Raw genomic sequence first — 13,407 nt, forward strand, 5'->3', positions numbered from 1 at the left:
AGCGGCTCTCCCGCCCGAAGGACGAACCGCAGTGCCCCCTACCGCGCCGCCCCGGAACCGCAGTCTGCTCGCCGGGTTCCTGAGCCTGCTGGGCGAGTTCCTGATCACGGTCGGCCTGGTGCTCGGCCTGTTCGTGGCGTACTCGCTGTGGTGGACCAACGTCCTCGCCGACCGGCAGGCCTCCTCCCGCGGCGACGAGATCCGCCGCCAGTGGCTGAGCGCCCCCGCCGCCGGCGCCCCCGCCGAGCCCGGCGCGCTGGACACGCAGGGCGGCGCCGGCTTCCTGCACGTGCCGGCGATGGGCGGCGGCGAGGTGCTCGTCAAGCGGGGCACGTCGCCCGAGGTGCTGAACCACGGCGTCGCCGGCTACTACACGGAGCCGGTGAAGTCGGCGCTGCCTTGGGAGGCCTCGGGGAACTTCGCGCTGGCGGCGCACCGCGACGGGCACGGCGCCAAGTTCCACGACATCCACAGGATCCGCAGGGGCGACGCGATCGTCTTCGAGACGCGGGACACCTGGTACGTCTACAAGGTCTTCGCGGAACTGCGCCAGACCTCCAAGTACAACGTCGACGTGATCTCCCCCGTGCCCAAGGAGTCGGGCAAGACCGCCCCGGGCCGCTACATCACCCTGACGACCTGCACCCCCGTCTACACCTCGAAGTACCGCTACGTGGTGTGGGGCGAGCTGGTGCGCACCGAGAAGGTCGACGCGAAGCGGACGCCGCCGGCCGAGCTGCGCTGACGCGGCCGCCGGCGCCGTCCGGCGCGCACGGAAGAGGCCCGGCCCCTCCCGCGGGGGAGGGGCCGGGCCTCTTCGGGGGCCGGGTGCCGGTCAGCGGCCGCCGGTCAGGCCTCCGAAGAAGCCGCCGCCCTGCTGGTTGCCGCCGGGCATGGTGAACAGGTTCACCGTGGCGCCGGTCTGGACGGGCGAGCCGGCGTTCGGGTCGGAGCCGACGACCTGCGCCTTGTCGTCCGTCGGACCCGACAGCACCCGGCCGAAGGTCAGTCCCCGCGCCGCGAGTTCTTGCTTGGCCTGTTCGAGGGTCCGTCCGGCGAGGTTCGGGACCTGGGTCGGCTGTGCTCCTTTGCTGATCTGCACGTTGACCGTCGTCCCCGGGGCCAGCTGCTCCCCGGCCGGGTACTGCTGCTGGACGATGGTCTTCGGCGCGGCGCCCGGCGAGTCGACCTCGGTCGTGCTGCCCAGCTTCAGCTTGGCGGCGTTGAGCAGCTTGGTCGCTTCCTCGCGGGTCTTGCCCATGATGTTCGGCATCTCGGACTTCGCCGGCTCCTTCGCCACCGTCAGGGTGACCGTCGAGCCCTGCTGGGCCTGTGCGCCGGGCTTCGGGCTCTGCTCCAGGACGGTGCCGGGGGTCCGCTCGGACTCCTGGAGCTTCTTCTCGACCTGGAACTTCTTGTCCCTGAGCGCCTTCTCCGCCTCCTCGAACGGCATGTTGAGGACGTCGGGCAGGGACTGGAGCGGAGCGCCCGCGGAGATCGTCAGCTTGACCACAGTGCCCTCGTCGACACGGGTGTCGGGCGCCGGGTCCTGCTTGCAGACGTTGCCCTTGGGCTGGTCCGCACAGGGCTCGTCGCCCGCCTTCTCCACCTTGAGGCCGACGTTGTCGGCGCTGCGCTGCGCCGCGTCGAAGGTCTGGCCGACCAGCTTGGGCACGGCGGGCCGGTTGTCGACCCCGCCGCTGAAGAGGGAGCGGCCGATCAGGGTCGCCCCGACCAGCACCAGTATTCCCGCCGTGACCAGCAGGATGGTCGAGGCCCGGCTCTTCTTCTGCTGCCGGCCGCGGCCGTGCCCCTGGTCGTAGCCGGGGCCCTGGTCCGGGTAGTAGCCGCCGTCGCCGCCCGGGGGCATCGGCGGCATCATCGACGTCTGGCCGGCGTCGGCCGGGCGCATGGCGGTGGTCGGCTGGTCGTAGCCCTGCGGACCGTACGCGTGGTTCGGGTCGGGGTAGCCGTAGCCGGCCGCGCCCATCGTCGCGGCGGCGGCGACCGGCTGGCCCTCCAGGCAGGCCTCGATGTCGGCGCGCATCTCGTCGGCCGACTGGTAGCGGTAGTCGGGGTCCTTGACGAGCGCCTTCAGCACGATCGCGTCCATCTCGGGCGTGATCTCGGGGTCGAAGTTCGACGGCGGCTGGGGCTCTTCGCGGACGTGCTGGTAGGCGACCGCCACGGGCGAGTCGCCGATGAACGGGGGCCGCACGCACAGCAGCTCGTACAGCAGGCAGCCCGCGGAGTAGAGGTCGGAGCGCGCGTCGACCTGCTCGCCCTTGGCCTGCTCCGGGGAGAGGTACTGGGCGGTGCCGATGACGGCCGCGGTCTGGGTCATGGTCATGCCCGAGTCGCCCATGGCGCGGGCGATGCCGAAGTCCATGACCTTGACCTGGCCGGTCCGGGTGAGCATGACGTTGGCGGGCTTGATGTCGCGGTGGACGATGCCGGCGCGGTGCGAGTACTCCAGTGCCTGGAGGATGCCGATCGTCATCTCCAGCGTGCGCTCGGGCAGCAGCTTGCGGCCGGAGTGCAGGAGCTCGCGCAGGGTCGAGCCGTCGACGTACTCCATCACGATGTACGGGATGGAGATGTTGTCGACGTAGTCCTCGCCGGTGTCGTAGACCGCGACGATCGCCGGGTGGTTGAGCGAGGCTGCCGACTGGGCCTCGCGCCGGAACCGGGCCTGGAAGGACGGGTCTCGGGCCAGGTCGGCGCGCAGGGTCTTGACGGCGACGGTACGGCCGAGCCGGGTGTCGTGGGCGAGGTAGACCTCGGCCATGCCACCGCGGCCGAGCACGTGGCTCAGCTCGTACCGGCCGCCGAGGCGACGCGGCTCTTCCATAACGTTCCAGCCCTCTCCGTCAGTCCCGACCGCACCCGTGTGTGGTCCGGCGGTGTGCTGTCCGCGCAAAGGCTACCGGCCGATCGTCGGTGATCGGTTGGCGGCCACAGCCTGATACCGGACCGGTACAGTGCGCTCGCCCGGCGGCGCCGCCGGCGGCCCGGTCCCCCGCGGCGGCCCTCGCGCCCCGCCGCGGTCGTTCCATTGTCCGTGCCGTCCGCCGGTGCACCGCGTCCGTCAGATCTTGCTCTTCAGGACCGCGTCCATGACGGCCTTGGCGACCGGGGCGGCCAGGCCGCCGCCGCTGATGTCCTCGCGGTCGGCATTGCTGTCCTCGATGACGACGGCGACGGCGACCGGGGAGGTTCCGTCCGGGTTCTGGACGTAGGAGATGAACCAGGCGTAGGGGCGCTTCTTGTTGCCCTCGCCGTGCTGCGCGGTGCCGGTCTTGCCGCCGACCGTGACGCCCTTGATCTTCGCGGACTTTCCGGTGCCGTTCTCGACGACGTCGACCATCGTCTGCTGGATCTTCTGCGCGTTCGCGGCGGAGAGCGGGCGGCTCATCTCCTGCGGCTCGTGCTTCTCGACCACGTCGAGGTTGGGCGCGGTCAGCTGGTCGACCATGTACGGCTTCATCAGCTTGCCGTCGTTGGCGATGGCGGCGGTCACCATGGCCATCTGCAGCGGGGTGGCCGCGGTGTTGAACTGGCCGATGGAGCTCTGGGCGTTGCCGTCGCGGTTCATCGTCTTGTCGTAGACGCTCGCGAAGGCGCGGACCGGGGTGTCGATCTTGTCGTTGTTGAAGCCGAACTTCTCGGCCGTCTCGACCATGTTGTCGCGGCCGACCTTGTCGCCGAGGTTGGCGAAGACCGAGTTGCAGGAGACGCGCATCGCCGCGAGGAGGCTGGCCTTCTCGCAGCCCTGGGCGTGGTTGACCATCGGGGTCCGGGTGCCCGGCAGGATGTACGGCTCCGGGGTGTCCGTCGGCTCGTTGACGTCCTTCACGACGCCGTGCTCCAGCGCGGCGGCCGCGGTGACGACCTTGAACGTGGAGCCGGGCGGGTACGTCTCGCGCAGGGCGCGGTTGACGAGCTTCTTGTCCTCGCCGTCCTTCAGCTCGACCCAGGCCTTCTCGTCCGCCTTGGAGTTGCCCGCGAAGCTGCCGGGGTCGTACGACGGGGTGCTGACCAGGGCCAGGATCGCGCCGGTGCGCGGGTCGATGGCCGCGACCGCGCCCTTGTTGTTGCCGAGCGCCTTGAAGGCGGCTTCCTGCACGTCCGGCATGAGCGTGGTGACGACGTTGCCGCCGGCCTTCTTCTCGCCGGTGAACATGCCGATGGTGCGGTCGAAGAACAGCCGGTCGTCGTTGCCCGTGAGGATCTTGTCCTCCAGGGCCTCCAGCTGCGTGGACCCGAAGGCCTGCGAGGCGTAGCCGGTGACCGGCGCCCACAGCTCGCCGTTGACGTAGGTCCGCTTGTACTTGTAGTCGCTGCCGTCGGTGGCCGTCGAGCCGGTGATCGCCTGACCGCCCTTGACGATGATGTTGCCGCGCTGGATCGCGTACTGGGCGATCTGGACCCGGCGGTTCTCCTTGCGGGTGCTGAGCTCCTCGGCCTGCACGTACTGCAGCCAGTTCGTGCGCACGAGCAGGGCGAGGACCAGCAGTCCGCAGAAGATCGAGATGCGGCGCAGCGGCTTGTTCATGACGGGCGGACCACCTGGGTCATCTCGGAGTCGGGGGACGGCGCGGGGGCGGGCGCGGGGCGGCGCGCGGTGTCGCTGATCCGGATGAGGATGCCGATCAGGGCCCAGTTGGCGAGGACGGACGAACCGCCGGACGCGAGGAAGGGCATCGTCATACCGGTCAGCGGGATGAGTCCCATGACGCCGCCTGCGACCACGAAGATCTGGAGCGAGAAGGCTCCGGACAGGCCGATGGCGAAGAGCTTGCCGAACGGGTCGCGGGCGGCCAGTGCGGTGCGCACACCGCGCTCGATGATCAGGCCGTAGAGCAGGAGGAAGGCCATCACACCGGAGAGCCCGAGCTCTTCGCCGACCGTGGAGAAGATGAAGTCGGAGTTCGCGGCGAAGCCGATGAGGTCCGAGTTGCCCTGGCCCCAGCCGGTGCCGAGGACGCCGCCGGAGCCGAAGCTCATGATCGACTGGCCGACCTGCTCGCAGGCGCCCGAGGTGGTGTAGCAGCCGAAGGGGTCGAGCCAGGCGTTGACGCGGGCCTGGACGTGGCTGGCGAAGGTGCCGACGACGACGGCGCCGCCGACGCTCATCAGCAGGCCGATCACGATCCAGCTGGTCCGCTCGGTCGCCACGTACAGCATGATCACGAACATGCCGAAGAAGAGCAGCGAGGTGCCGAGGTCGTTCTCGAAGACGAGGATGAGCAGGCTCATCGCCCAGATCATCAGGATCGGGCCGAGGTCGCGGCCGCGCGGCAGGTACAGGCCCATGAAGCGGCGGGAGGCCAGGGCCAGGGCGTCGCGCTTGACCATGAGGTAGCCGGCGAAGAAGACCGCGATGACGATCTTGGCGAACTCGCCGGGCTGGATGGAGAAGCCAGCGACGCTGATCCAGATCTTCGCGCCGAAGACGTCCGCGCCGAGGCCCGGGATGACCGGCAGGATCAGCAGGACGAGCGCCGCCGCCATCGAGATGTACGTGAACCGCTGGAGCGTGCGGTGGTCCTTCAGGAGCATCAGCACCGCCGCGAACAGGGCGATGGCCACCGCGGTGTACATCATCTGGCGCGGCGCCGACTCCGAGAACGCGCCGAAGCTCCGCTTGGCCAGGTTCTGGAGCCGCTCCGACTGGTCGAGCCGCCAGATCAGCACGCAGCCGAGGCCGTTGAGCAGGGTGGCGATCGGCAGCAGCAGCGGGTCGGCGTACTTGGCGTAGCGGCGTACGACGAAGTGGGCGAGGCCTGCCAGGACGGCGAGGCCGCCCCCGTAGGCGAGCATGCCCGGGGGCAGCTCGCCGTGGATCGCGAGCCCCACGTTGGCGTAGGCGAAGATCGGGATGACCACGGCGAACACGAGCAGCATGAGCTCGGTGTTCCGCCGGCTCGGCAGCTCGATGGCACCGATGGTGGTCGTGTTGGTGACAACGCTCATGGTGTGGCAGGCCCCCTGTGCCCGCGTGGGTCTACTGCTTCTGGCACTGGCCGACCAGCTGCTGCTCCTCGGGAGTCAGGCTGGGACCGGGTGTCGGGCTGTTCTGCGCCTCGGCCTTGCGGCGCTCCTCTTCCTTCTTGCACGCGGCGACCTGGGTGCCGAGTTCATCGACCTTCTTGCGGGCCCCGTCGAGGCTGGCCTCGCCGATGGTGTCCTCCACCAGCTTCCGCTTGAAGGGCGGCAGGTACTTCAGTTCGATGTCGGGGCGGTCGGTCTCCACCTTGGAGAGCTCCAGCGGCCCCAGATTCTGGCTGATGCCGCGGAAGAGCGCCACGTGGTCGCCCTTGACGCCGATGTAGTACTGCGTCTGCGTCCAGCGGTGGGCCGCGTAGAGGCCGCCGCCGACGACGCCGGCGACGAGCAGCAGGAGCAGGGTGCGAGTGGTCCACTTGCGCCCTTTGCCGCGGCGCCTGCGGGGGTTGTCGTACCCGTCGTCGAAGGCGGCGCCGTCGTCGTAGGGTTCGGGGTCGCCGAAGCTGCCGTACCCGCCCCCGGACTGGCTCTGGTCGGGGTAGCCGTAGCCGGGGACGTCGCCGCTGCCGGGCGGCCCGAAGGCGCCGGCGGGCGGGGGCGCCTGCCGGCCGAGGCCGGCGGCGCGGCCCGCGGGGGTCTGCATGGCGCCGCCGTCGAAGAGCTGGTGCTGGTTCTCGGCGACCGCGCCGACGACGACCGGGGTGTCGTTCAGCTGGGCGGCGAGCGTGTCGCCGCTGTCGGTGTCGAGGACGTCGGCGACGATGCAGGTGATGTTGTCCGGTCCGCCGCCGCGCAGGGCGAGCTGGATCAGGGACTGCACCGTCTCGTGCGGGCCGTGGTAGTCGGCGAGGGTCTCCTCCAGGGTCTGGTGGGAGACGACGCCGGAGAGGCCGTCGGAGCAGATCAGGTAGCGGTCGCCGGCCCGGACCTCGCGGATCGACAGGTCGGGCTCGACGGTGTCGCCGCTGCCCAGGGCCCGCATGAGCAGCGAGCGCTGCGGGTGGGTGGTGGCTTCCTCTTCCGTGATGCGGCCCTCGTCGACGAGGCGCTGCACCCAGGTGTGGTCCTGTGTGATCTGCGTCAGGACGCCGTCGCGCAGCAGGTACGCGCGGGAGTCGCCGACGTGGACCAGGCCGAGCCGCTGGCCCGTCCACAGCAGGGCGGTCAGCGTGGTGCCCATGCCTTCGAGCTGGGCGTCCTCCTCGACCATGATGCGCAGCTGCTCGTTGGCGCGCTGTACGGCGGAGCCGAGGGAGGTGAGGATGTCGGAGCCCGGGACGTCGTCGTCGAGCTGTACGAGCGAGGAGATCACCTCGGAGCTGGCGACCTCGCCGGCGGCCTGGCCGCCCATGCCGTCGGCGACCGCGAGGAGGCGCGGGCCGGCGTACCCGGAGTCCTCGTTGCCCTCGCGGATCATGCCCTTGTGGGATCCGGCGGCGAACCGCAGGGACAGACTCATGTGCACCTGCCCTGTCGACGCCTCGTCGGGGTACAGCCGGTCTCGAGCCACACTGCCCACCCTCCGGTCGGGAGCGCGCTCGGGTCCGTGCCCCGGGCGGGACGGACTGCCGCGGCTCGCTCGCTCCGCTCGCTCATTCTCGTACTACTTCCGCAGCTCGATGACGGTCTTGCCGATGCGGATCGGGGCGCCCGGCGGGATGGGCGTCGGGGTGGTCAGCCGGGTCCGGTCGAGGTACGTGCCGTTCGTGGACCCGAGATCCTCGACGATCCACTGGCCGTCACGGTCGGGGTAGATCCTGGCATGGCGGCTGGAGGCGTAGTCGTCGTCCAGCACGATGGTGGAGTCGTGCGCCCGGCCCAGCGTGATCGTCTGGCCTGCCAGGGCGACCGTGGTGCCGGTCAGGGTGCCCTCGGAGACGACGAGCTTGGTGGGCGCGCCGCGGCGCTGGCGCTGCTGCGGGGGCCCGGCGGCCTGGCGGCCCGGCGCCTGCGGCGCGGAGCCGCTGCCGCGGCGCGAGCCGCGCTGCGTGACGCGCGTACCGAAGAGGTCGCTGCGGATGACCTGGACGGCCACGATGACGAACAGCCACAGAACGGCCAGGAAACCCAACCGCATGACCGTCAGGGTCAGCTCTGACATTGCCCCCGCTTCACCCTTCGGCTTGCCGGTAAATGATGGTGGTGCTGCCCACGACGATCCGCGAGCCGTCGCGGAGCGTAGCGCGGGTGGTGTGCTGCCCGTCCACCACGATGCCGTTGGTGGACCCGAGATCCTGGATCGTCGAGGGCGTTCCGGTCCGGATCTCGCAGTGCCGGCGCGAGACGCCGGGGTCGTCGATCCGCACGTCGGCCTCGGTGCTTCGGCCGAGTACGAGCGTCGGGCGGGAAATCTGGTGGCGGGTGCCGTTGATCTCGATCCAGTGGCGCCGCGGGCCGCCGCCGGGGGCGGCGGGCCCGGCCGGGGCGCCGGGCCGGTGGCCGGGGGCGCCCGGCGGCGGTCCGGCCGGCATGGGCGGCGCGGCGACCGGCGGGTAGCCGTAGCCGCCCGGCTGGTTCTGCGGGGCCTGGGGCTGCGAGGTGCTGGCGGCCAGGGTCCGGCTGCGGACCCGGTAGAGGCCGGTGTCCAGGTCCTCTGCCTTCTCCAGGTGGACCTTGATCGGGCCCATGAAGCTGTAGCGCTGCTGCTTGGCGTAGTCGCGGACCAGGCCCGCGAGCTCGTCGCCGAGCTGGCCCGAGTACGGGCTCAGGCGCTCGTAGTCGCCGGTGCTCAGCTCCACGATGAAGTCGTTGGGGACGACCGTCCGCTCGCGGTTCCAGATCGTGGCGTTGTTGTCGCACTCCCGCTGGAGGGCGCCGGCGATCTCGACGGGCTGGACCTCGGACTTGAAGACCTTGGCGAAGGTGCCGTTCACCAGACCTTCGAGTCGCTGCTCGAACCGCTTCAGAACTCCCATGGGGCACCTCCTCCGTCGCTGTCGCCCTGTACTGCTTACTGATCGTATCCACGCGTGGCGGATTCGGGTGGTTCCCCCTGGGACCTGTGCGGACGAGTGTTGGTCCTCACAAGGGATCGTAGGGGTGCGCAAGGGACAGTGTCCCGCACCCGGTGCGCTGTGCGGGAGGGGCGTTCCGGGTCGCCTCCCGGGTGCCCCCGGAAAGCGATGTGAATCCAGCCCCGATGACGTGCTAATGTTTCGACGTCGCCAGGGGGACGGACCGAAAGGGAAGAACCACTGGGACGCTGCTCGGGCGAGTGGCGGAACGGCAGACGCGCTGGCTTCAGGTGCCAGTGTCCTTCGGGACGTGGGGGTTCAAATCCCCCCTCGCCCACTGACAGAACCCCCGGTTCGGAGAAATCCGCACCGGGGGTTCTTTCGTCGTGGCCCCAATTCCGTGTGACGCGGCCGACTTTCGTCGGCCGGAACGCGACGAAAGAGGGCGGACCCGTGCCCGCTCGGGTGTCTAGGGTCGTCGCGTGGATGTGACGGCGAAGACACGTGCGGGCCTGCGGTGGCTGCGGGGCCCCGAGCCCTGGACCGGCCGGATGCTCGCGGCCGACCTGGCGCTGGCCGCGGGCGTCGCGCTGCTCGGCCTCGGGGTGGAGGAGCTCGACAGCGGCGGTCCGGTGCGCATGGCGCTCGGTGCCGCGGCCGTGTTCCCGCTCGTCCTGCTGCGCCGGCGGCTGCCCGCGGCGACCCTCGTCGCCGCAGCGGCCGTCGGCCCGTTCCTGCCGGGCACGGTGCTGGTCACCCTCCCGCTCGGCTGGTCCGCGGGCCGGCGGATCGTCGGGGCGGGGCGGGCCCTGGCGGCGTTCGTCCTCGCCTTCCTCGCCTCCGTGGGCTTCGGCGTCCTCGAACAGTGGTCGGGGATGCGGCCGCTGCTGGTCGTCGTGTTCACCACGCTGATGTTCCTGGTGACGACCGTGATGCCCGGCCTCGCCAGCCGGTACTGGTCGCAGCGCCGGACCCTGCTGCAGGCCCTGCAGGAGCGCAACAGGCAGCTCCTGAGGGAGCGGGCGATGGTCGCCGGGCAGGCCCGGCTGCGCGAACGCCAGCGGATCGCCCAGGACATGCACGACAGCCTGGGCCACCAGCTCGCCCTGATCTCGGTGCACACCGGCGCCCTGGAGGTCGATCCGGAGCTCACGGACCGCCAGCGTGAGGCCGTCGGCGTGCTGCGGCAGGCCTCGGTGTCGGCCATGCACGAACTGCGCGAGGCCGTCGGCATCCTGCGCGACGGCGTGGAGGCGCCCGCCCCGGTCGAGGAGGCGCACCCCGCCGCCCGCGGGGTCGCCGGCATCGCCGGGATCGTCGAGGCGGCGCGCAGCGCCGGCACCGACGTGCGGCTCGGCACGGCGGGCACGCCGCGGCCGCTGGCCGCGGCGTGCGACCACGCCGCGTACCGGATCGTGCAGGAGGCGCTGACGAACGCGTACAAGCATGCGCCGGGCGCGGCGATCGCGGTCGAGCTGCGCTACGAGGACGACTCCCTGGTCGTGGAGGTCGCCAACGGGCCGGCCCCCGCGGCGGCTGCCGGGGCGGTGGTCTCCGGCGGGCAGGGGCTGACCGGCCTGCGGGAGCGGGCCCGGCTCGTCGGCGGGATGGTGCACGCCGGGGCGACCGGGGACGGCGGCTTCCGGATCGCGGGCGTGCTGCCGTACGGGGCCGAGCCGGCCGGGGCCGAGGACGCCGCCGACGACTTCGGCCAGCAGGAGCGGGGGCTCGCCGGGGGGCCGCCGATGGACTGGGCGGCCGTCGACCGGGAGCTGGCGGTGCGGGGGCGCAGCCGGGCCGGGGGGCTCGCGCTGGGCTGCGGCATAGCGGTGGCGGCCGTGGTGGCGCTCCTGATCGTGTTCGCGGCCATGATCGCCCTGTTCATAGGGTCGGCGAACAACGCGATGATCAGCCGGGCGGACTACGACCGGGTGCGCGTCGGCGATTCCGAGCAGTCGGTGCGGGACCGGCTGCCCGACGGCGACAGCTTCCTGACGGACGGCCTGGACCGGAAGGGGCCGCCGCGGCCCGGGGGCTCGGAGTGCCTGGCCCTGATGTCGGTCGACGACTCGGACTTCGGAACCGATACGGTTTTCCGGTTCTGCTTCAAGGACGGCAAGCTCGTCGACAAGCAGTCGTACGAGGCCGAGCACTAGGAGCACGGGTGACAGCCAAGGTGATCCGCGTCGTGATCGCTGACGACGAGCCGCTGATCCGGGCGGGGATCAGGATGATCCTGACCTCGGACCCGGCGATCGAGGTCGTGGCGGAGGCGTCCGACGGCCGGCAGGCGGTGGACCTCGCCCGCGCCCACACGCCCGATGTGGTGCTGCTGGACATCCAGATGCCGGTGATGGACGGCCTGACCGCGCTCGGCGAGCTGCGCCGGGCCGCCCCCGAGGTGCGGGCGCTGGTCCTGACGACCTTCGGGGAGAAGGAGAACGTGCTGCGGGCGCTCGGCCAGGGCAGTGCCGGGTTCCTGCTGAAGGACTCGGCGCCGGGCGAGCTGATCGGCGCGGTCCGGGCGGCCGCCGCGGGCGACGCCTACCTCTCGCCCGGGGCGACCCGGCACGTCGTCGACCAGCTGGCCTCCGGCAGGGCCGCCGCCCGCAGCGAGGAGGCGCGGCGGCGGATCGCCGAGCTGAGCGAGCGGGAGTGCGGGGTCCTGGCGCTGCTCGGGGAGGGGCTGTCCAACGCGGACGCCGGCCGGCGGCTCCACATGAGCGAGGCGACGGTGAAGACGTACGTCAGCCGGATCCTGTCGAAGCTGGGCTGCGAGAACCGGGTGCAGGCGGCCCTGCTGGCCAGGGACGCCGGGCTGTAGGTAGGTTCGCCGGCATCGGAAGGCAACAGGACCGCGGCGGAGTGCGGCGGTCGGGGCGGGGGCACGGATGACGGTGGCGGAGCAGTACGCGGCGGGCGCGGGCCTGGCCGCATCGGTGCTCGGGGCGGCGGACGGCGGCCGGATCCCGGCCGTCCGCGGTTTCGCGCCGCGGCACGAGGCGGGCTCGCCGAGGGAGGCCGGCAAGGCGCTGCGCGAGCGCGTCCCGCGGTCCGCGCACGCCCGGTTCGAGCCGCCCGCCGGACGGCCCGACGCGGTGCAGGCCGTGGAGGAGTCCAACGCCGGGCGGGTGGCCGCGCTCACGCCGATACGGGTGGGCCGGATGGCCGCGAACCCGTTCGCGTTCCTGCGGGGTGCGGCCGGGCTGATGGCGCACGACCTGTCCGCCGGGCCGGTGACCGGGATCGGCGCCCAGATCTGCGGCGACGCGCACGCGGCGAACTTCGGGCTGTACGGCGACGCCCGCGGCGGGCTCGTCATGGACCTCAACGACTTCGACGAGACCGTCTTCGGCCCGTGGGAGTGGGACCTCAAGCGGCTGGCGACCTCGCTCGTCCTGGCGGGCCGGGTGGCCGGCGCCGACGAGGACGCCTGCCGGGCGGCCGCCCTCGACGCGGTCGGCGCCTACCGGCGCACCCTGCGGCTGCTGGCGAAGCTGCCCGCGCTGGATGCGTGGAACGCCATCGCGGACGAGGAGCTCGTCTCGCACACCGACGCCCGCGACCTGCTGGGCACGCTCCAGCGGGTCATGGCGAAGGCCCGCAACAACACCTCCGCCCGGTTCGCCGCCAAGTCGACCGAGCAGGGCCCCGACGGGGGCCGGCGCTTCGTCGACGCCCTCCCGGTGCTGCGCCGGGTCGGGGACGCGGAGGCGGCCGCCGTGGCGTCGTCGCTGGACCCTTACCTGCGGACCCTCCAGGGCGACCGGCTGCCGCTGCTGGCCCGGTACGCGATCCACGACGTCGCCTTCCGGGTCGTGGGCACCGGGAGTGTCGGCACCCGTTCGTACGTGGTCCTGCTGGTGGACCACCGGGGCGAGGCGCTGGTGCTCCAGGTGAAGGAGGCGCGGCCGTCGGTGCTGCTGCCGCACCTGCCGGAGGTGGGATTCGCCGCCCGCGCCGAGGAGCACGAGGGCCGGCGGGTGGTGTCGGGGCAGAAGCGGATGCAGGTGGTGTCCGACATCCTGCTGGGGTGGACGACCGTGGAGGGGCGCCCGTACCAGGTGCGGCAGTTCCGCAACCGCAAGGGGAGCGTGGACCCGGCGGCGCTGACCGCGGCCCAGCTCGACGACTACGGCCGGATGACCGGCGCGCTGCTGGCCCGGGCGCACACGCACACGGCGGATCCGCGGCTGCTGTCCGGCTACTGCGGCAAGAACGGCGAGCTGGACGAGGCGGTCGCCGCGTTCGCGGTGGCCTACGCGGACCGCAGCGAGGCCGACCACGCCGACCTGGTGGCGGCGGTGCGGGCGGGGCGGATCGCCGCGGAGTCCGGCGTCTGAGGCGGGCGCCGCGGCCGCTGCCGGGCTGTGCCCCGGCGGTGCGGCGTCCGTCCGGGTCACGTTCGCGGACCGATGTTCCACGTGAAACATCGGTCCGGGCG

Annotated in this window: 10 protein-coding genes and 1 tRNA gene; 5 read left to right on the plus strand and 6 right to left on the minus strand. The window is 72.0% G+C overall.

Features of this window, described 5'->3' with window-relative positions:
* Positions 1–31 precede the first annotated feature (31 nt).
* Positions 32–745 (plus strand): class E sortase, encoded by a 714-nt coding sequence (locus tag C0216_RS00125; protein WP_114053278.1) that lies wholly within the window; start codon positions 32–34, stop codon positions 743–745.
* 90 nt (positions 746–835) lie between these two features.
* Here the strand turns inward: C0216_RS00125 and pknB are convergent, their stop codons facing one another.
* From pknB to C0216_RS00160, 6 genes are all read right to left on the minus strand, one after another.
* Positions 836–2,851 carry a Stk1 family PASTA domain-containing Ser/Thr kinase gene (gene pknB / locus C0216_RS00130; RefSeq protein ID WP_114053279.1) on the minus strand — a complete coding sequence of 672 codons (2,016 nt, stop codon included), beginning with the start codon at positions 2,849–2,851 and terminating at the stop codon, positions 836–838.
* Between the two features lie 237 nt (positions 2,852–3,088).
* Entirely contained in the window at positions 3,089–4,555 is a 1,467-nt protein-coding gene (locus C0216_RS00140) for a peptidoglycan D,D-transpeptidase FtsI family protein (RefSeq protein WP_114053280.1), read from the minus strand.
* Positions 4,552–5,976: an FtsW/RodA/SpoVE family cell cycle protein gene (locus C0216_RS00145; protein ID WP_114053281.1), complete on the minus strand. Its 1,425-nt coding sequence runs from the start codon at positions 5,974–5,976 to the stop codon at positions 4,552–4,554. Before C0216_RS00145 ends, C0216_RS00140 begins: the two co-directional genes overlap by 4 nt.
* A gap of 31 nt (positions 5,977–6,007) precedes the next feature.
* Complete coding sequence (locus tag C0216_RS00150) at positions 6,008–7,468, minus strand: PP2C family protein-serine/threonine phosphatase (RefSeq protein WP_114058353.1); 1,461 nt, start codon at positions 7,466–7,468, stop codon at positions 6,008–6,010.
* A 144-nt stretch (positions 7,469–7,612) separates the two neighbouring features.
* Positions 7,613–8,110, minus strand: a complete 498-nt coding sequence (locus C0216_RS00155) for an FHA domain-containing protein FhaB/FipA (RefSeq protein ID WP_114053282.1) — start codon at positions 8,108–8,110, stop codon at positions 7,613–7,615.
* A 10-nt stretch (positions 8,111–8,120) separates the two neighbouring features.
* Positions 8,121–8,924, minus strand: coding sequence for an FhaA domain-containing protein (locus C0216_RS00160; protein WP_114053283.1), 804 nt, complete (start codon positions 8,922–8,924; stop codon positions 8,121–8,123).
* 293 nt (positions 8,925–9,217) lie between these two features.
* Between C0216_RS00160 and C0216_RS00165 the strand changes: the two genes are divergently transcribed.
* The 4 genes from C0216_RS00165 (at position 9,218) to C0216_RS00180 (ending at position 13,306) form a co-directional block, all read left to right on the plus strand.
* A tRNA-Leu gene (locus C0216_RS00165) sits at positions 9,218–9,300 on the plus strand.
* Between the two features lie 145 nt (positions 9,301–9,445).
* Positions 9,446–11,119 (plus strand): sensor histidine kinase, encoded by a 1,674-nt coding sequence (locus C0216_RS00170; RefSeq protein ID WP_246042216.1) that lies wholly within the window; start codon positions 9,446–9,448, stop codon positions 11,117–11,119.
* A gap of 8 nt (positions 11,120–11,127) precedes the next feature.
* Complete coding sequence (locus tag C0216_RS00175; RefSeq protein WP_114053285.1) at positions 11,128–11,787, plus strand: response regulator; 660 nt, start codon at positions 11,128–11,130, stop codon at positions 11,785–11,787.
* A 67-nt stretch (positions 11,788–11,854) separates the two neighbouring features.
* Positions 11,855–13,306, plus strand: a complete 1,452-nt coding sequence (locus C0216_RS00180) for a DUF2252 domain-containing protein (RefSeq protein WP_114053286.1) — start codon at positions 11,855–11,857, stop codon at positions 13,304–13,306.
* The last annotated feature ends 101 nt before the right edge of the window (positions 13,307–13,407 follow it).

The sequence above is a fragment of the Streptomyces globosus genome, assembly GCF_003325375.1.
Classification (GTDB): Bacteria; Actinomycetota; Actinomycetes; order Streptomycetales; family Streptomycetaceae; genus Streptomyces; species Streptomyces globosus_A.

What these genes read in the sequence shown, in the direction of transcription:
- C0216_RS00155 (WP_114053282.1), bottom strand. Translation starts at nt 8,110, where the DNA reads ATGTCAGAGCTGACCCTGACGGTCATGCGGTTGGGTTTCCTGGCCGTT.
- C0216_RS00180 (WP_114053286.1), top strand. Translation starts at nt 11,855, where the DNA reads ATGACGGTGGCGGAGCAGTACGCGGCGGGCGCGGGCCTGGCCGCATCG.
- C0216_RS00140 (WP_114053280.1), bottom strand. Translation starts at nt 4,555, where the DNA reads ATGAACAAGCCGCTGCGCCGCATCTCGATCTTCTGCGGACTGCTGGTC.
- C0216_RS00150 (WP_114058353.1), bottom strand. Translation starts at nt 7,468, where the DNA reads ATGAGTCTGTCCCTGCGGTTCGCCGCCGGATCCCACAAGGGCATGATC.
- C0216_RS00160 (WP_114053283.1), bottom strand. Translation starts at nt 8,924, where the DNA reads ATGGGAGTTCTGAAGCGGTTCGAGCAGCGACTCGAAGGTCTGGTGAAC.
- C0216_RS00145 (WP_114053281.1), bottom strand. Translation starts at nt 5,976, where the DNA reads ATGAGCGTTGTCACCAACACGACCACCATCGGTGCCATCGAGCTGCCG.
- pknB (WP_114053279.1), bottom strand. Translation starts at nt 2,851, where the DNA reads ATGGAAGAGCCGCGTCGCCTCGGCGGCCGGTACGAGCTGAGCCACGTG.